The following is a 16,094-nucleotide window of genomic DNA, read 5'->3' as shown; positions in this document are numbered from 1 at the left end:
GCGAATAGGCCGGCCCTGCCTACAAGGACTCCAGGCAGCCGGCTAAATCGTTACCGAGTTTTTCCAGCAACTGCTCATAGCCATGGGCACTCGCCGGCGTATAACCGCCCAACGCATCCAGTTCCGCCAGCTTCACCGGCAGCCCGGACACCAGCGTCTCGGCCAGCCGCGGCCGCAGCGGCGGCTCGCTGAACACGCAGGTCTTGCCCACCTCCTGCAAGCGCGCACGCATCGCCGCGACATGCTGGGCCCCCGGCTGCACCTCGGCCGCCACGCTGAACACCCCGGCATGCCTGAGCCCATAGGCACTCTCGAAATAGTCGAACGCCTCGTGGAACACGAAATACGGCTTGTCCGCGACACCCGCCAGGCGCGCCTTGAGCCGCGCATCCAGGGCATCCAGGCGGCCGGCGAAAGCCTCGGCGTTGCGCCGGTAGCGCTCGGCGTTGGCCGGATCGGCCTTGGCCAGGTCCGCGGCCATGCGCGCGGCGATCACCCGCGCGTTGACGGTCGACAGCCACAGGTGCGCATCCAGCGAGCCCGGACGATGATCATGGTCATGCTCGTCGGCTTCTTCGGCATGGGAGTGGTTATCCTCGGCGAACCGGCGCAATTTCATGCCCGGCAGGTCCTGCACCGCCACGGTCGGCAGGCTGCGGCCCTTGAGCACCCGCGGCAGGAAGCTCTCCATGTCCGGACCGATCCAGTACAGCAGGTCCACCGACTGCACCTTGCGCACATCGGACGGCCGCAGCGCGTAGTTGTGCGGCGAGGCGCCCGGTGGCAACAGCACCTCGGGCGTCTCCACGCCGTCCTCGACCGCAGCGGCGATCAATTGCAGGGGCTTGATGCTGGTCAGCAGGCTGACCTGGGCCTGGACCGGTCCGATCACGAACAAACCGGCGCATATAGCGACAAAAAAGACAAAAAGACGGGGCACGATGGACACTCAAGGCGGCAGGAACGGGTAACATAATAACGTCTCTCACAACAATCGTCGCCGCTCATGCCTAAAACCCCTCTCGCCAGCCGACCCCACGATCACTCTCACTGCGTGCACAGCGCGCTGTCCGAGGCCGATGCCCTGTGCGCGCGCCAGGGCCTGCGCCTGACCGCCCTGCGGCGGCGGGTGCTGGAGCTGGTCTGGCAGAGCCACAAGCCGCTGGGCGCCTACGACATCCTCGCCGTGCTCAGCGAGCAGGACGGCCGCCGCGCCGCGCCGCCGACGGTGTACCGTGCACTGGACTTCCTGCTGGACAACGGCCTGGTCCACCGCATCGCCTCGCTCAACGCCTTCGTCGGCTGCAACAACCCGGAGCACGCCCACCAGGGCCAGTTCCTGATCTGCCGCAACTGCCACGCGGCCATCGAGCTGGAGCAGAAGAGCATCAGCGACGCCATCGTCCAGAGCGCCAGGGACGTCGGTTTCGTCGTCGAGGGCCAGACCGTCGAGGTGGTCGGCCTCTGCTCGGGTTGCCAGGGGGCCTGATGAGCACTGCGCTGATTCGCCTCGACCAGGTCGGCGTGACGTTCGCCGGGCAGGACGTGCTGGACAACATCCACCTGAGCGTCGAACCGCGGCAGATCGTCACCCTGATCGGCCCCAACGGTGCCGGCAAGACCACCCTGGTGCGGGCCGTGCTCGGCCTGCTCAAGCCAAGCCGCGGCAGTGTCTGGCGCAAGCCGCGACTGCGGGTCGGCTACATGCCGCAGAAGCTGCACGTCGACCCGACCCTGCCGCTGTCGGTGCTGCGCTTCCTGCGGCTGGTGCCGGGGGTCGACCGCGCCCGGGCACTGGCCGCCCTCAGCGAGGTCGGTGCCGAACAGGTGATCGACAGCCCGGTGCAGAGCATTTCCGGCGGCGAGATGCAGCGCGTGCTGCTGGCCCGGGCGCTGCTGCGCGAACCCGAGTTGCTGGTGCTCGACGAGCCGGTGCAGGGCGTCGACGTCGCCGGGCAAGCCGAGCTCTACAGCCTGATCACCCGCCTGCGCGACCGCCATGGTTGCGGGGTGCTCATGGTTTCCCACGACCTGCACCTGGTGATGAGCACCACCGACCAGGTGGTCTGCCTCAACCGTCACGTCTGCTGCTCCGGCCACCCCGAGCAGGTCAGCGGCGACCCGGCCTTCGTCGAGCTGTTCGGCAGCAACGCGCCGAGCCTGGCGATCTACCACCACCATCACGACCACGCCCATGACCTGCATGGCACGGTGGTCAGCGAAGAGGCCGCCCCGGCCCACGTCCACGTTCACGGAGATAGCTGCAAGCATGGCTGATTTTCTGCTCTACGCCCTGCTCGCAGGCCTGGCCCTGGCCGTGGTGGCAGGCCCCCTGGGGTCGTTCGTGGTCTGGCGGCGCATGGCCTATTTCGGCGACACCCTGTCCCACGCCGCCTTGCTCGGCGTGGCCCTGGGCTTCCTGCTGGACATCAGCCCGACGCTCGCGGTGACTGTCGGCTGCCTGCTGCTGGCCGTGCTGCTGGTGACCCTGCAACAGCGCCAGCCGCTGGCCTCCGACACACTGCTGGGGATTCTCGCGCCGAGCACGCTGTCCCTCGGCCTGGTGGTGCTGAGTTTCATGCATGAGGTGCGCATCGACCTGATGGCCTACCTGTTCGGTGACCTGCTGGCGATCAGCGGCACCGACCTGGCCTGGATCCTCGGCGGCAGCACGGCGGTGCTGGCGCTGCTGGTCGCCCTGTGGCGGCCGCTGCTGGCGATCACCGTGCACGAGGAACTGGCGACCGTCGAGGGCCTGCCGGTGGCCTCGCTGCGCATGGCGCTGATGCTGCTGATCGCGGTGGTGATCGCCGTGGCGATGAAGATCGTCGGCGTGCTGCTGATCACCTCGCTGCTGATCATCCCCGCCGCCGCGGCCCAGCGGCACGCCCGCTCACCGGAGCAGATGGCCCTCGGCGCCAGCTTCCTGGGGGTCCTTGCGGTGTGCGGCGGGCTGGCGCTTTCGTGGTTCAAGGACACCCCCGCCGGCCCCTCCATCGTGGTGGTGGCGGCCGGGCTGTTTCTGCTGAGTTTTGTCCTGCCACGCAGAGGGGTGTAGACTTGCTCGTTTTTTGCGCAATTAGAGAGTCGCAGGAATGAAGCTTTCCGCCTCCCGTTATCTGCTCCTTGCCGCATTTTCCCTGCTGTTGGGTGCCTGCCAGAGCACTCCGCCGGCCGACACCGCCGTGCCCGATGCCCGGGCCACGGCGATTGCCGCGCTGGAGCAGAGCATCAACAGCAACGAACTGGCCACCGCCGAGGACCAACTGGCCGCCTTGCAGGCGCAGTCCGCAGACGACCCGCAACTGGTCCAGTACCAGCGGCAACTGGCCGAAGCCTACCTGCAGCGTAGCCAGATCGTGCTGCAGAAGGGCGACGTCAATGCCGCCGCCACCGCACTGAGCCGCGCCCGCGCCCTGATGCCCAAGGCCCCGGCCTTGACCGGCGGGGTCAACGGCGCCATCGCCCAGGCACGCAAGGCGGAGCTGGACAAGGCCGAGGCCGAGCTCCAGGCCGCCGAGGCCAGGCCAGCGGCCCGGGTGATCGACCCGAGCGCGCAAAGCAGCACCATCGCCCTGAACATCCAGGACATCGCGCTGCTGCGCAAGCAGATGGACGCGCTGGCGGCGGACGTGGTCAATTACCAGTGCGCAGTGACCTTCCAGGTGCCCCGGACCCAGGACTACCCGTGGCTGGCGACGCTGCTGGGCAAGCGGGTGAAGAAGCTCGACCCGAACTTCGAGCTGAAGATCGACAGGCAGATCGACCGCAAGGTGCAGGCCCAGGTCGTGCTGAGCCCGCGCAAGCCCTGAGCCCGCTGATCGCCAGCAAGCCCGGCGCCGACGCTATAGGAGCCGGGCGTGCCCGCGAATGGGCCCATCAGGCCGGCACCGCCTTGGCCCGCTCCTCCCGCTCCCACACCCGATGCCGGGCCAGCGCCGCGACGAAGGCCTCCAGCGCCTTGGCATCACTGCCCACCATCAGCCCCGCGTCCACCTGCAGATGCAGCTTCTCCAACAACACCTTCGCGTCCTCGTGCACGGCGATCGGCTTGAGATGCTTGTAGGCCTCCAACAGGTAGTGCAGGGCCACGCCGTTGCCGCCAAGCGCCTTGGCCGACTCGGCGCCACCCGGCACATACACCGCATCGAACGCCACTGACGGCAGGCCTTCCATCGAAGCGTCCACCGCCAGGCGCTCGCCCTGGGCGCTGGTGATCGCCGCCGAAGTCGGCCCGAGCAGCCGGGCATGGGCACCTTCCGCCGCCAACAGCTGGCGCAGTGCCGCGATCGCCGCACCCTCGACGCCATTCGCCGCGAGGATCGCCACCTTGCGCGTCCTGATATGCCCCGCCAGCAGATTCGCCTGACTCAGCGCCGGCGACTGCTCCAGCGCAGTCTTGCGCGTTGCCACCGTGCCCGCCTGCGGCGCCGGCAGGCCAAGGTTGGCGGCAACCCGCGCGGCCAGTTCCAGGTCGATATTGGCCAGGATCTCGTTCACCTGCCGCGCACGGATGAACTCGCGTTCCACCTTGCCCAATTCGAAGCTGTAGGCGGCGATGATGTGCTCCTTCTCGTGCGGGCTCATGCTGTTGAAGAACAGCCGGGCCTGGGAGAAGTGGTCGGAGAAGGATTCGCTGCGCTGACGGATCTTGGCCGCATCGATCCGCTCGGGGTAACTCTCGAAGCCACCGTCCCGAGCCGCCGGAGGGGTTTCACGGGGCCAGCCGCCATCGATCGAGTTGGGCTCGTAGGACGCCCGGCCCTTGTCGATCACCGTACGGTGCTGGGCGTCGCGCTGGCTGCTGTGGAAGGGCGCCAGCGGCCGGTTGATCGGCAACTCGTGAAAGTTCGGCCCACCCAGGCGACTGATCTGGGTATCGGTGTAGGAAAACAGCCGGCCTTGCAGCAGCGGGTCGTTGGAGAAGTCGATCCCCGGCACGATATGCCCGGGGCAGAAGGCGACCTGCTCGGTTTCGGCGAAGAAATTGTCGGGATTGCGATCGAGCACCATCTTGCCCAACGGTGTGATTGGCACCAACTCCTCGGGAATCAGCTTGGTCGGGTCAAGGATGTCGAAGTCGAAGCTGTGCTCGTCTTCCTCGGCAATCACCTGTACCCCCAGCTCCCACTCGGGGTAGTCGCCGCTCTCGATCGATTCCCAGAGATCGCGACGATGGAAGTCGGTGTCCTTGCCCGCCAGCTTCTGCGCTTCGTCCCAGACCAGCGAGCAGGTGCCGACGCTGGGCCGCCAGTGGAACTTGACGAAGCGCGAGCCACCCTCGGCATCCACCAGGCGGAAGGTGTGCACGCCAAAGCCCTGCATGCTGCGCAGGTTGCGCGGAATCGCCCGATCGGACATGGCCCAGATCACCGCATGGGCCGACTCCGGCACCAGCGAGACGAAGTCCCAGAAGGTGTCATGGGCCGAGCCACCGGTGGGGATTTCATTGTGCGGCTCGGGTTTCACCGCGTGGACGAAATCGGGAAACTTGATCGCGTCCTGGATGAAAAACACCGGCACGTTGTTGCCGACCAGGTCGAAATTGCCTTCCGTGGTGAAGAACTTCACTGCGAAACCGCGGATGTCGCGCACGGTATCCCCGGAACCGCGGGGGCCCTGCACCGTGGAGAAACGCACGAACACCGGGGTCCTGATGGCGGGGTCCTGGAGGAAACCGGCCTTGGTCAACGCCGCATGGTTGCCGTAGCTTTGAAAGTAGCCATGGGCGGCGGTGCCCCGGGCATGCACGATGCGCTCGGGGATCCGCTCATGGTCGAAATGCGTGATCTTTTCACGCATGATGAAATCTTCCAGCAATGAAGGCCCGCGCGCGCCGGCTTTCAGGCTGTTCTGGTTATCGGCGACCTTCACCCCCTGGTTGGTACGCAACGCCTGGCCGCTGGCATCGGAGCGGAACGGCTCCAGGCTCTGCAGCTTGTCGTTGGTGTTGCCGCGATCCAGGGTGTCGGTGCCAGCCAGTTGGCTCTGGTTGGCCTTGGGTTTCTTGGTACTCATCAGACGGTTTCCTCGGTTACAGTCGCCGCAGAGCTGCCGGATGATCGACAGGGTCCCGGCGAACGGGATTCGAAGTGCCTAACGAGTGACTGCCGCGGGTCCGAAGCCGTTCCTTTTTTCTGACCACTGATCGTGTTATTGCCAAATCGCAGGTCGCATGCGAAATAAATGCTAATAGCATCTATACGGACAGGCTAAAATGCGCGCCCGGCTAACCGCTGACCCCTTTCCATTGCGCCCCACAAGGTTCGCTACGTGATCGAGTTTCATAACGTCCATAAAACCTACCGGGTCGCCGGTAAGGAAATTCCCGCCCTGCACTCGACCCACCTGCGTGTCGAGGCAGGCCAGGTGTTCGGGCTGATCGGCCATTCCGGCGCCGGCAAAAGTACCCTGCTGCGCCTGATCAACCGCCTGGAAGCGCCCAGCGGCGGCAAGATCATCGTCGACGGCGAGGAAATCACCGCGCTCGACGCCAATGGCCTGCGGCGTTTCCGCCAGCAGGTCGGGATGATCTTCCAGCACTTCAACCTGCTGGCCTCCAAGACCGTCGCCGACAACGTCGCGCTGCCGCTGACCCTGGCCGGTGAACTGTCCCGCCGGGAGATCGACCAGCGCGTCGCCGAGCTGCTGCAGCGCGTCGGCCTGGCCGATCACGCGAAGAAATATCCGTCGCAACTGTCCGGCGGGCAGAAACAGCGCGTCGGCATCGCCCGCGCCCTGGCGACCAAGCCCAAGATCCTGCTGTGCGACGAGGCCACCAGCGCCCTCGACCCGCAGACCACCGCCTCGGTCCTGCAACTGCTGGCCGAGATCAACCGCGAGTTGAAACTGACCATCGTCCTGATCACCCACGAGATGGACGTGATCCGCCGTGTCTGCGATGTAGTCGGCGTGATGGACGCCGGCGTGATCGTCGAGCAGGGCCCGGTGGCCGATGTGTTCCTGCACCCCAAGCACCCGACCACCCGGCGCTTCGTCCAGGAAGACGAACAGATCGACGAGAACGAGCAGCGCAACGACTTCGCCCACGTGCCGGGGCGCATCGTGCGCCTGACCTTCCAGGGCGATGCCACCTACGCGCCGCTGCTGGGCACCGTGGCCCGTGAAACCGGAGTCGACTACAGCATCCTCGCCGGCCGTATCGACCGCATCAAGGACACCCCGTACGGGCAACTGACGCTGGCCATCACCGGTGGCGACCTGGACGCCGCCTTCGCCCGCTTCACCGCGGCTGACGTCCATATGGAGGTACTGCGCTGATGGATCTGTTCCTGAGCTTTTTCGCCAACATCGACTGGTCGGATATCTGGGAAGCCACCGGCGACACCATGATGATGCTTGGCGGCTCGCTGCTGTTCACCGTGCTGCTCGGCCTGCCGCTGGGCGTGCTGCTGTTCCTGTGCAGCCCGCGCCAACTGCTCGAGCACAAGCCGACCTACTCGGCGCTGTCGTTCGTGGTCAACGTCGTGCGTTCGCTGCCGTTCATCATCCTGCTGATCGTACTGATTCCCACCACCGTGTTCCTCACCGGTACCTCGCTGGGCGTGGCCGGCGCCATTCCGCCGCTGGTGATCGGCGCCGCGCCGTTCTTCGCCCGGCTGGTGGAAACCGCGCTGCGCGAAGTCGACCGCGGCATCATCGAAGCGACCCAGGCCATGGGCGCGACCACCCGCCAGATCGTCTTCAATGCACTGCTGCCGGAGGCCCGTCCGGGCATCCTCGCGGCCATCACCGTGACGACCATCACCCTGGTAGGCTATACCGCCATGGCCGGTGTGGTCGGGGCCGGCGGCCTCGGCGACCTGGCAATCCGCTATGGTTACCAGCGGTTCCAGAACGATGTGATGCTGGTCACCGTGGTCATGCTGGTGGTGCTGGTGCAGGTCCTGCAGACCATCGGCGACAAGCTCGTGGCGCGGTTCTCCCGCAAGTAACGGGCAACACCCCAACGCTTTCGCAACCTACTGAATCGCCGGCCCCGGGGCCGGCAGATGCCAAGCGGCATCTCACATGGAGTCGTTCGATGAAAAAACTGATCGCTGCCTTCGCCGCCGTCGCGGCGTTTTCCGCCAACGCCGCGCAAACCCTGAGCGTGGCCGCCAGCCCGGTGCCGCACGCGGAAATCCTCGAATTCGTCAAGCCAGTCCTGGCCAAGGAAGGCGTGGACCTGAAGGTCAAGGTCTTCACCGACTACGTGCAGCCGAACGTACAGGTCGCCGAGAAGCGCCTGGACGCCAACTTCTTCCAGCACCAGCCGTACCTGGATGAGTTCAACAAGTCCAAGGGCACCCACCTGGTCAGCATCGCCGGCGTACACGTCGAGCCGCTGGGCGCCTACTCCAGCAAGTACAAGAAGCTGGAAGACCTGCCAGGCGGCGCCACCGTGGTGATCCCGAACGACGCCACCAACGGCGGCCGGGCGCTGCTGGTGCTGGAAAAGGCCGGCCTGATCAAGCTCAAGGACGCGCACAACATCCTGTCGACGCCCAAGGACATCGCCGAAAACCCGAAAGACCTGAAATTCCGTGAACTGGAAGCGGCGACCATCCCGCGCGTGCTGACCCAGGTCGACCTGGCGCTGATCAATACCAACTACGCCCTGGAAGCCAAGCTCGATCCGTCCAAGGACGCACTGTTCATCGAGGGCAAGGACTCGCCTTACGTGAACATCCTGGTGGCCCGTCCGGACGACAAGGATTCGGACGCCCTGAAGAAGCTGGTTGCCGCGCTGCACAGCCCGGAAGTGAAGGCGTTCATCCTCGAGAAGTACAAGGGTTCGATCGTTCCGGCGTTCTGACCCCCAGGCCCATTCGCGGCGGTTCGGCGCCCCGACAAGCCCTGCTCCTACAAACGGCGCTGACCTGTGCCGATCGTTCCCACGCTCCGCGAGGGAACGATCAGCGCGGGCCGTTTCAGGCCTGCAGGCACTCCAGCAGGCAATCCAGCGCCGGCTGGCGCTGGGCGCGGCGCAATACCGCGATCAGCTGACGCTCGAAGGTCAGCTCGCCCAGCTCGATGACCCGCAACTGATCCACTCGCTGCAGCCAAAGCCCGGCCCTGGGCACCAGCGACACTCCCAGCCCGCATTCGACCATCCGCGCAATCGCCTCGATCTCGTCCAGCTCCAGCACATCACGCACCTGGATCCGTTGCTCGCGCAGGAACTGGCTGACCAGCCGCCCACCGAACGAACCCCGGTCATAACGCACGAACGGCTGCTCGGCGAGCAGTTGCCGCGGGTCGTCGCCCGTGACCTGCCGGGGCGCGATCAGTACGAAGGCCTCGCTGGCCAGGGGAATCGCCAGCAACTCCTTGGGCAGCTCGAATGGCGGCCGGATCAGCAACGCCAGGTCCAGCTCACCGGCATCGACCTGGCTCAGCAGGTTGAGCGACACCCCGGGCACCAGCTTCAGGTCGACCCGCGGCGCCGCCTCGCGGAACCTCGGCAGGGCCCGCGGCAGCAGGCCGGTCTGCACCGTGGCGATGGCGCCGATGCGCAGCTCGCCCTGCCATTGCGCAGCGGCCGTGGGTAACGCCATCGCGCGATACAGGCTGAGGATCTGCTCGGCCAGCGGCAACGCATGGCGCCCGGCCGCGTTCAACTCCGCCGCACGGCCGCTGCGGTCGAACAGGCGTACGCCGAGGTTCTGCTCCAGCACCCGCATCTGTGCGCTGACCGCCGACGGGGTCAGCCCCAACTGCTGCCCGGCGGCGACGAAGGTGCCTTCGCGGGCCACACGGATGAAGGTCTTGAGTTCTCGCAACATCAGGCTCGTCCAGGGAGATGAAACAGGCGGTGGAGGGCAGCATACGACAAAATAATTTGATCTCGACCGCAAGAATATGCGCTTTTCAACAAAATAATCGTCTCTAGACTGAAAGCTCCTTTCTCACTGATGGTACCCGCCATGGCGCTTTCTCCCTTTCATCTGGCCATTCCTGTCCATGACCTGGCCGCGGCCCGGCACTTCTATGGCGAAGTATTCGGCTGCCCCGAGGGGCGCAGCAGCGATCATTGGGTGGACTTCGATTTCTTCGGCCACCAGTTGGTGATCCACTACCAGGCCAGGACCGCGGCGCAGGAACAGGCCATGAGCAACCCGGTGGACGGTCATGATGTGCCGGTGCCACATTTCGGCGTCGTGCTGGGCTGGGCCGAGTGGGAGGCGCTGGCCGAACGGCTGCGGGCTCGCCAGACACGGTTCGTGATCGAACCCTACGTGCGCTTCAAGGGCCAGGTCGGCGAGCAGGCGACCCTGTTCCTGCTCGACCCCTGTGGCAATGCGCTGGAATTCAAGGCGTTCAAGGATATCGGGCAGTTATTTGCGAAATAGTCTAGCGGTGGCCTTTGGGGCCTCTTCGCGGCGATGCGGCCCTCAAGGCCACAACACTAGTTGCGCTTGAGCATGTTCGGCAACTGCGCCACCAGCTTCTGGTTGTTCAGCGGCGCCCGAATGAACCCGCGCTGGTTGCCATCCGGCCCGACGATCGCCAGGTTGCCGCTGTGGTCGACGGTGTAGTTCGGCTTGCTGGTATCGGCCGGAATGAACGGAATGCTCACCGCATTCGCCAGCTTCTGCAGGTCCTCGATGGAGCCCGCCGTCAACCCGCGGAACTGCGGGTCGAAATACCCCAGGTACTGCTTGAGCTGCCTGGGGTTGTCCCGGTTGGGGTCGACACTCACCAGGATGATCTGCAGCTTGTCCACCGCGTCCCTGGGCAGTTCGCTCTTGATCTGCCGCAACTGCGCGAGGGTGGTCGGACAGATGTCCGGGCAGAAGGTGTAGCCGAAGAACAGCAGGGTCCACTTGCCCTTGAGCTGGTCGATCGACACCGGCTGGCCGTCCTGGTCGGTCATCTTCACGTCCGGCAGCGTGCGGCTCTGCGGCAGCAGGATGATGCCGGCATCGATCAGCGCGGTGATATCGCCCTGGCCCTTGCCGTTGAGGACCTTGTTGACCGTCAGCCCCAGGATCAGGGCCACCACGGCGACGAGAATGAAAACGGTTTTCTGAGTTCGAGTCATAGGTTCAACAGTAGGTAGTGGTCGACGAGCAGCGCGATGAACAGCAGGAACAAGTACCAGATAGAGTACTTGAAGGTGCCGATCGCCGCCTGCGGCCGGCTGCCACGGTACAGCACCCAGGCCCATTGCAGGAAGCGCGCGCCCAGGCCCAGGGCGCAGAGCAGGTAGAGCACGCCGCTCATGTGGATCACGAACGGCAGCAGGCTGACCGCCAGCAGGACGCAGGTGTACAGCAGGATATGCACCTTGGTGTAGTGCTCGCCGTGGGTCACCGGCAGCATCGGGATATCGGCCTTGGCGTACTCCTCCTTGCGGTGGATCGCCAGGGCCCAGAAATGCGGCGGGGTCCAGGCGAAGATAATCAGCACCAGCAGCAGCGGCTCGGCGCCCAGGTGCCCGGTAGCCGCGACCCAGCCCAGCAGCGGCGGCGCCGCGCCGGCCAGGCCGCCGATCACGATATTCTGTGGCGTGGCGCGCTTGAGGAAACCGGTGTAGATCACTGCGTAGCCGAGCAGCGAGGCCAGGGTCAGCCAGGCGGTCAGCGGGTTGGTGAAGGCCAGCAGCAACGCCTGGCCGAGCACCGCCAGCAGCAGCGCGAAGGCCAGTGCCGCCGACGGCGAAACGCGGCCCTCGGCGAGCGGGCGCTTGTGGGTCCGGGCCATCACCGCGTCGATCCGCCGGTCCACCACATGGTTGACCGCCGCCGCGCCGGCCGCGCACAGGCCGATACCGAGGTTGCCGAACACCAGCACCGTCCACGGCACCCCGGCGCGCGTGGCGAGAAACATGCCCACCAGCGAGGTGATCAGCATCAATACCACCACCTTGGGCTTGGTCAGCTCCAGATAGTCGCGCCAGATCGCCTGGCGGTGACGCTCGCCGGCTACAGTCGCCATGGCATCTCTCCCTTGATGGTGATAGGCCCGTGCACCGCCCCGCGGGGGCTGAGCCGCCAGCGGGCAGGCGCCTGCCGACGCACCCGCACCAGGGCGGTCCGCGCGTGATAGTTGACCAGCACCAGCGTCAGCAGCAGCAGCGCGCCGCCGGCGTTGTGGGCCACGGCCACCGGCAGGGGCAGGTGGAAATAGACGTTGCTCAGGCCCAGGCCGATCTGTGCCGCCAGGGCGCACAGCAGCAGCCCGGCCAGGCGGGTCATGCCGACCACCCGCAACTGCCAGGCCAGCCCCAGCAGCACCAGGGTCACCAGCAGCGCGCCAATGCGGTGGGTCAGGTGAATCGCCGTGCGGGCCTCGCTGTCGAGCTGGCCGCCCAGGTAGTTCGGGCCGATGTGCTGGGTCAGGTGAAAACCGTTGGCGAAGTCCGCCGCCGGCCACCATTGGCCATGGCAGGTCGGCAGATCGATGCAGGCCACCGCGGCATAGTTGGAACTGACCCAGCCGCCGAGGGCGATCTGCAGGATCACCAGCAACAGCCCGGCCGTTGCCCAGCGTTGCAGGCGCCGGGGCACCGCCAGCGCCGGCAACACGCCGGACAGGCGCAGGGTCAGCAGGAACAGCAGGCTCAAGGTGGCGAAACCGCCGAGCAGATGGCCGGTCACCACCTGCGGCCAAAGCTTGAGGGTCACCGTCCACATGCCGAACGCGGCCTGGGCGAGCACCACCGCCAGCAGGAACAGCGGCAGCTTCAGCGGCTGGCCTTCACGGCGCCGTTCCCTCCAGGAACGGGCCGCCAGGACGATGATCGCCAGGGCCAGGGTACCGGCGAAATAGCGGTGGATCATTTCGTTCCAGCCCTTGTGCGCCTCCACCGGCGAATCGGGGAAATGCAGTTCGGCATGGGCCAGCTGGGCCTCGCTCTTGGGCACACCGATGAATCCGTAGCAACCCGGCCAGTCCGGGCAGCCGAGGCCGGCATGGGTCAGGCGGGTGTAGGCACCGAGCAGCACGACGATCAGCGCCAGCAGGGTGGCAAACAGCGCGAGGCGGAATCCTGGCTTGGCCATACCGTTCTCCTTAGCCGATGTTCGACAGTTTCAGCAGTTGGCGCAGGTCGTTGAGCAGGTCCTTGCCCTTGACCCGGGCGTCATAGCGCAGTACCAGGTTGCCGTGGGGGTCGATGATCCACAGTTGTGGCGCGGCGGCGCCCCGGATCTGGCGGGTGTAGGCGGGCAGATCGAGGGCATAGCGTTGCAGTTGCGGATACTCGCGTTGCAGCTTGGCCGCGTAGTCGTCGGCCAGTGGCTGCGCGGTCGCGAGCGCGTGACTGGCCCGCGAAGCATCGCGTCCCAGGCCGATATGGATCTGCCGCGCCAGGTAGACCAATTGCTGGCAGTCCACCGAGCAGGCCTGCGGCGCGGTCACCAGCAGTTGCCAGCGGGTCTCTTCGGCCTGTATCCCGAGGTCGGCACGGCCCTGGCCGTTGCCGATCAGTTCGCCGTGGTAGCTGCGGCCTTCCGGCACCCAGAACTGCAGCTTGTACATGCCGGTGGCCAGGAGCATCGGTCCGATGACCATCAGCACGATGAGGATCAGTTGCCAGCGACCACGGGCACGCACGCCCGGCTGACGTGGCTCAGTGGTGTCGAATGGATTCATGGCCGCTCCCATGCTGTTTCTCCCTTGCGTTATGCCATCCGAGATAGAGATAGAGACCGAACAGGGCCAGGGCCATGGCGAACCACTGCACGGCGTAGCCGAGGTGCTTTTCCGGCCCCATGCCTTCGGCCACTACCGGCCAGCCGGTTTCGTAGCTGCCGGGGCCAGGCTCCTGGCGCAGTTCGTAGGCGAAGCCGTCACGGCCCAGTTCCTTCCACAGCCTGTCCGGTTCGATCGCGGTCACCAGTCGCGGCCAGGCGGCATCGGCCGGGTCGGCGTGCAACTGGAAGGTCGCGCCCGGCGCCACGTAGACCCAGGCGTCGAGGTTCAGCACCTGCTCCGGCGTGCTGAACGACGGTGGCGTGCGCCGTTGCGGCCAGGGCAGCCAGCCACGGTTGACCAGCAACCAGAGCCCGCTGGCCTGGTCGTGGAACGGCTGGATCAGTTCGACGCCAACCCGGCCGTTGCGAATGCGGTTGTCCAGCAGGTAGCTGTGTTCGCCATCGAACTGGCCGCGCAGGCGCACCCGGCGAAAGGCCGGATCGGCCTTGTCGTGGAGCTGCCCGACGCTCAGCGGCTCGGCCATGCGCCGCTGGGCATGACTGTCGAGCAACACCCGCTTCTCCTCGCCACGGTGCAGTTGCCAGAAACCCAGCGACACCAGCACCGGCAGCAACAACAGCACCACCAGGGTCGGGGCCACGCCGGGACGAAAGTGCCTCATGCTGGCACCCCATGGACAGGAAGCGGGCTCGCTATACTCAAATACATGCGCATCTCCCCCCGGAGTCTCACCATGCTCAAAGCGGCGATAGTCCTGATGCTGATTGCCACGGTGGTCAGCCTGTTCAGCGGTCTGTTCTTTCTGGTCAGGGACGAGGGTCCGTCCCATCGCCTGCTGACCGCGTTGACCCTTCGTGTCGTCCTCGCCGCGGCCACCCTCGGCTTGATCACCTGGGGCTTCTACAGCGGCCAACTGGTCTCCAGCGCCCCCTGGTAGGCGGGCGCCGCGTTCACAGCACGTAGACGAAAACGAACAGACCGATCCAGACCACGTCGACGAAGTGCCAGTACCAGCTCGCCGCCTCGAAGCCGAACTGGTGCTCGGCGTCGAAGTGCCCGCGCAGGATGCGTACCAGCATCACGAACAGGATCAGCGTGCCGATGGTCACGTGGGCACCGTGGAACCCGGTGAGCATGAAGAACGTCGCACCGTAGATGCCCGAACCGAGGGTCAGGCCCAACTCGTGGTAGGCGTGCAGGTATTCCTTGGCCTGGAAGCCGAGGAACGCCAGCCCGAGCAGCACCGTCAGCGCCAGCCAGGCTTTCAGCGCGCCACGGTGGCCCTTCTTCAGGGCATGGTGGGCAAAGGTCACCGTCACGCTGGAGCTGACCAGCAGTACGGTGTTGAGCAGCGGCAGGCCCCACGGACTGATGGTGCCCTTGGGTGACGGGAAGAGTTTCGGATCCGGGTTGTCCAGCAGCGGCCAGGCTTTCTGGAATTCCGGCCAGAGCATATGGGCCAGGCCCTTGGCGCCACCTTCACCGGCCAGCCACGGCACCGACATGTGCCGCACGTAGAACAGCGCGCCGAAGAAGGCGATGAAGAACATCACCTCGGAAAAGATGAACCAGCTCATGCCCCAACGGAACGAACGATCCATCTGCGGGCTGTAGAGGCCGGAGCGGCTTTCCCTGATCACCGCGCCGAACCAGCCGAACAGCATGTAGGCCAGCAGCAGGCCGCCGACGAAGAAGATCAGCGGGCCATGGGATTCCGGGCGGGCCGCCTTGAGGTCGTTGAACCAGGTGCCCAGGCCGTAGACCGTGACCAGCAGGCCGAGGGTGGCGATGATCGGCCACTTGCTCTGGGCCGGGACGTAGTAATGCTCGTGGGTTGGAGTCGCCATCTATTGTTCTCCTTGTCGGGCACGCCGACTGGCCTACCCACCCGAGTGGGCCACGGGTGGGTTGTGGGCGGTGATGTCGAACAGCGTGTAGGCCAGCGTCAGGTGCTTCACATCCCTGGGCATGTCACGGTCAACGATGAAACGGACCGGCATCTCGACCCGCTCCCCGGGCTTGAGCGTCTGCTGGGTGAAGCAGAAACATTCGGTCTTGTGGAAATACACCGCCGCATTGCCCGGGGAAATGCTCGGGATGGCCTGGGCCTTCATCACCCGGTCGGTAGGGTTGTAGGCGACGAAGATCATCTCGTTCACGGCACCGGGGTGGACGTCGATCCGGTCGGCCTTGGGGTAGAACTCCCAGACCATGTCCACCGCGTTGGTGGAGAGGAACTGCACGCCGATCTGGCGCGAGGCATCCACCACCTGCTCACCCTCGTACTGGCCGGCGGTCTTGCCATTGATGCCGAACGCCTTGCACATCACGTCGTAGATCGGCACCAGGGCGAAGCCGAAGGCGAACATCGCCACCACCACCAGCAGCAGTCGGCTGACCAGGCGCCTGAGTGAAACCGAGTCGCTCAT

General features: G+C 65.8%; 19 protein-coding genes. 9 read left to right on the top strand and 10 right to left on the bottom strand.

Features of this window, described 5'->3' with window-relative positions; genetic code table 11:
* Positions 1-19 precede the first annotated feature (19 nt).
* On the bottom strand, positions 20-949 hold the full coding sequence (locus ACMGT0_RS01390) for a zinc ABC transporter substrate-binding protein (RefSeq protein WP_416771199.1): 930 nt from the start codon (positions 947-949) through the stop codon (positions 20-22).
* Between the two features lie 57 nt (positions 950-1,006).
* On the opposite strand from ACMGT0_RS01390, the gene zur reads away from it, so the two are divergent.
* The 4 genes from zur to ACMGT0_RS01370 are packed head-to-tail and all read left to right on the top strand — an operon-like array spanning position 1,007 to position 3,812.
* The gene (gene zur, locus ACMGT0_RS01385) at positions 1,007-1,489 is read left to right on the top strand and encodes a zinc uptake transcriptional repressor Zur (protein ID WP_054063381.1); all 483 of its coding nucleotides are present in this window, start codon (positions 1,007-1,009) and stop codon (positions 1,487-1,489) included.
* Entirely contained in the window at positions 1,489-2,277 is a 789-nt protein-coding gene (znuC, locus tag ACMGT0_RS01380) for a zinc ABC transporter ATP-binding protein ZnuC (RefSeq protein ID WP_054061499.1), read from the top strand. The genes zur and znuC overlap by 1 nt, the downstream gene beginning before the upstream one ends.
* Positions 2,270-3,058, top strand: a complete 789-nt coding sequence (gene znuB / locus ACMGT0_RS01375) for a zinc ABC transporter permease subunit ZnuB (protein WP_054063382.1) — start codon at positions 2,270-2,272, stop codon at positions 3,056-3,058. Before znuC ends, znuB begins: the two co-directional genes overlap by 8 nt.
* Before the next feature lie 37 nt (positions 3,059-3,095).
* Entirely contained in the window at positions 3,096-3,812 is a 717-nt protein-coding gene (locus ACMGT0_RS01370; RefSeq protein ID WP_054063383.1) for a PA5502 family lipoprotein, read from the top strand.
* Between the two features lie 67 nt (positions 3,813-3,879).
* Here the strand turns inward: ACMGT0_RS01370 and katE are convergent, their stop codons facing one another.
* Positions 3,880-6,018 (bottom strand): catalase HPII, encoded by a 2,139-nt coding sequence (gene katE, locus ACMGT0_RS01365; protein ID WP_416771195.1) that lies wholly within the window; start codon positions 6,016-6,018, stop codon positions 3,880-3,882.
* A gap of 255 nt (positions 6,019-6,273) precedes the next feature.
* On the opposite strand from katE, the gene ACMGT0_RS01360 reads away from it, so the two are divergent.
* The 3 genes from ACMGT0_RS01360 (at position 6,274) to ACMGT0_RS01350 (ending at position 8,818) form a co-directional block, all read left to right on the top strand.
* Positions 6,274-7,281 carry a methionine ABC transporter ATP-binding protein gene (locus tag ACMGT0_RS01360; protein ID WP_054058284.1) on the top strand — a complete coding sequence of 336 codons (1,008 nt, stop codon included), beginning with the start codon at positions 6,274-6,276 and terminating at the stop codon, positions 7,279-7,281.
* Positions 7,281-7,955, top strand: coding sequence for a methionine ABC transporter permease (locus tag ACMGT0_RS01355; protein WP_017902568.1), 675 nt, complete (start codon positions 7,281-7,283; stop codon positions 7,953-7,955). Before ACMGT0_RS01360 ends, ACMGT0_RS01355 begins: the two co-directional genes overlap by 1 nt.
* Positions 7,956-8,044: 89 nt before the next feature.
* Positions 8,045-8,818, top strand: a complete 774-nt coding sequence (locus ACMGT0_RS01350) for a MetQ/NlpA family ABC transporter substrate-binding protein (protein WP_054058285.1) — start codon at positions 8,045-8,047, stop codon at positions 8,816-8,818.
* A 115-nt stretch (positions 8,819-8,933) separates the two neighbouring features.
* On the opposite strand, the gene ACMGT0_RS01345 is transcribed toward ACMGT0_RS01350, so the two are convergent.
* On the bottom strand, positions 8,934-9,788 hold the full coding sequence (locus ACMGT0_RS01345; protein ID WP_416771192.1) for a LysR family transcriptional regulator: 855 nt from the start codon (positions 9,786-9,788) through the stop codon (positions 8,934-8,936).
* A gap of 141 nt (positions 9,789-9,929) precedes the next feature.
* On the opposite strand from ACMGT0_RS01345, the gene ACMGT0_RS01340 reads away from it, so the two are divergent.
* Positions 9,930-10,355: a VOC family protein gene (locus tag ACMGT0_RS01340; RefSeq protein WP_416771190.1), complete on the top strand. Its 426-nt coding sequence runs from the start codon at positions 9,930-9,932 to the stop codon at positions 10,353-10,355.
* 56 nt (positions 10,356-10,411) lie between these two features.
* On the opposite strand, the gene ACMGT0_RS01335 is transcribed toward ACMGT0_RS01340, so the two are convergent.
* The 5 genes from ACMGT0_RS01335 to ACMGT0_RS01315 are packed head-to-tail and all read right to left on the bottom strand — an operon-like array spanning position 10,412 to position 14,326.
* Positions 10,412-11,047, bottom strand: coding sequence for an SCO family protein (locus ACMGT0_RS01335; protein ID WP_416771188.1), 636 nt, complete (start codon positions 11,045-11,047; stop codon positions 10,412-10,414).
* A complete protein-coding gene (cyoE, locus tag ACMGT0_RS01330; protein ID WP_273824910.1) occupies positions 11,044-11,943 on the bottom strand; it encodes a heme o synthase in 900 nt (299 codons plus the stop codon). The genes ACMGT0_RS01335 and cyoE overlap by 4 nt, the downstream gene beginning before the upstream one ends.
* Positions 11,931-13,010, bottom strand: a complete 1,080-nt coding sequence (locus tag ACMGT0_RS01325; RefSeq protein WP_273824908.1) for a COX15/CtaA family protein — start codon at positions 13,008-13,010, stop codon at positions 11,931-11,933. Before ACMGT0_RS01325 ends, cyoE begins: the two co-directional genes overlap by 13 nt.
* A 10-nt stretch (positions 13,011-13,020) precedes the next feature.
* Complete coding sequence (locus ACMGT0_RS01320; RefSeq protein ID WP_054057602.1) at positions 13,021-13,614, bottom strand: hypothetical protein; 594 nt, start codon at positions 13,612-13,614, stop codon at positions 13,021-13,023.
* Positions 13,580-14,326: an SURF1 family protein gene (locus ACMGT0_RS01315; protein WP_054057603.1), complete on the bottom strand. Its 747-nt coding sequence runs from the start codon at positions 14,324-14,326 to the stop codon at positions 13,580-13,582. Before ACMGT0_RS01315 ends, ACMGT0_RS01320 begins: the two co-directional genes overlap by 35 nt.
* A gap of 72 nt (positions 14,327-14,398) precedes the next feature.
* Here ACMGT0_RS01315 and ACMGT0_RS01310 point away from each other — a divergent pair, with 72 nt between their 5' ends.
* Positions 14,399-14,602, top strand: coding sequence for a twin transmembrane helix small protein (locus ACMGT0_RS01310; protein WP_054063391.1), 204 nt, complete (start codon positions 14,399-14,401; stop codon positions 14,600-14,602).
* Between the two features lie 13 nt (positions 14,603-14,615).
* Here ACMGT0_RS01310 and ACMGT0_RS01305 read toward each other — a convergent pair whose 3' ends face one another.
* A complete protein-coding gene (locus ACMGT0_RS01305; RefSeq protein WP_054057605.1) occupies positions 14,616-15,512 on the bottom strand; it encodes a cytochrome c oxidase subunit 3 in 897 nt (298 codons plus the stop codon).
* Between the two features lie 33 nt (positions 15,513-15,545).
* Positions 15,546-16,094 carry a cytochrome c oxidase assembly protein gene (locus ACMGT0_RS01300; protein WP_273824901.1) on the bottom strand — a complete coding sequence of 183 codons (549 nt, stop codon included), beginning with the start codon at positions 16,092-16,094 and terminating at the stop codon, positions 15,546-15,548.

The sequence above is a fragment of the Pseudomonas sp. RHF3.3-3 genome (genome assembly GCF_048069595.1).
Taxonomy (GTDB): Bacteria; Pseudomonadota; Gammaproteobacteria; order Pseudomonadales; family Pseudomonadaceae; genus Aquipseudomonas; species Aquipseudomonas fuscovaginae_B.
This window is presented reverse-complemented; position numbering and strand designations above follow the sequence as displayed.

Excerpts from the sequence above, each read along its gene's own strand:
- ACMGT0_RS01305 (WP_054057605.1), bottom strand. The coding sequence starts at position 15,512 with ATGGCGACTCCAACCCACGAGCATTACTACGTCCCGGCCCAGAGCAAG.
- ACMGT0_RS01300 (WP_273824901.1), bottom strand. The coding sequence starts at position 16,094 with ATGAGCGACTCGGTTTCACTCAGGCGCCTGGTCAGCCGACTGCTGCTG.
- ACMGT0_RS01345 (WP_416771192.1), bottom strand. The coding sequence starts at position 9,788 with ATGTTGCGAGAACTCAAGACCTTCATCCGTGTGGCCCGCGAAGGCACC.
- ACMGT0_RS01350 (WP_054058285.1), top strand. The coding sequence starts at position 8,045 with ATGAAAAAACTGATCGCTGCCTTCGCCGCCGTCGCGGCGTTTTCCGCC.
- cyoE (WP_273824910.1), bottom strand. The coding sequence starts at position 11,943 with ATGGCGACTGTAGCCGGCGAGCGTCACCGCCAGGCGATCTGGCGCGAC.
- znuC (WP_054061499.1), top strand. The coding sequence starts at position 1,489 with ATGAGCACTGCGCTGATTCGCCTCGACCAGGTCGGCGTGACGTTCGCC.
- ACMGT0_RS01355 (WP_017902568.1), top strand. The coding sequence starts at position 7,281 with ATGGATCTGTTCCTGAGCTTTTTCGCCAACATCGACTGGTCGGATATC.
- ACMGT0_RS01315 (WP_054057603.1), bottom strand. The coding sequence starts at position 14,326 with ATGAGGCACTTTCGTCCCGGCGTGGCCCCGACCCTGGTGGTGCTGTTG.
- ACMGT0_RS01340 (WP_416771190.1), top strand. The coding sequence starts at position 9,930 with ATGGCGCTTTCTCCCTTTCATCTGGCCATTCCTGTCCATGACCTGGCC.
- ACMGT0_RS01310 (WP_054063391.1), top strand. The coding sequence starts at position 14,399 with ATGCTCAAAGCGGCGATAGTCCTGATGCTGATTGCCACGGTGGTCAGC.
- znuB (WP_054063382.1), top strand. The coding sequence starts at position 2,270 with ATGGCTGATTTTCTGCTCTACGCCCTGCTCGCAGGCCTGGCCCTGGCC.
- ACMGT0_RS01370 (WP_054063383.1), top strand. The coding sequence starts at position 3,096 with ATGAAGCTTTCCGCCTCCCGTTATCTGCTCCTTGCCGCATTTTCCCTG.
- ACMGT0_RS01325 (WP_273824908.1), bottom strand. The coding sequence starts at position 13,010 with ATGGCCAAGCCAGGATTCCGCCTCGCGCTGTTTGCCACCCTGCTGGCG.
- ACMGT0_RS01335 (WP_416771188.1), bottom strand. The coding sequence starts at position 11,047 with ATGACTCGAACTCAGAAAACCGTTTTCATTCTCGTCGCCGTGGTGGCC.
- katE (WP_416771195.1), bottom strand. The coding sequence starts at position 6,018 with ATGAGTACCAAGAAACCCAAGGCCAACCAGAGCCAACTGGCTGGCACC.
- zur (WP_054063381.1), top strand. The coding sequence starts at position 1,007 with ATGCCTAAAACCCCTCTCGCCAGCCGACCCCACGATCACTCTCACTGC.
- ACMGT0_RS01320 (WP_054057602.1), bottom strand. The coding sequence starts at position 13,614 with ATGGGAGCGGCCATGAATCCATTCGACACCACTGAGCCACGTCAGCCG.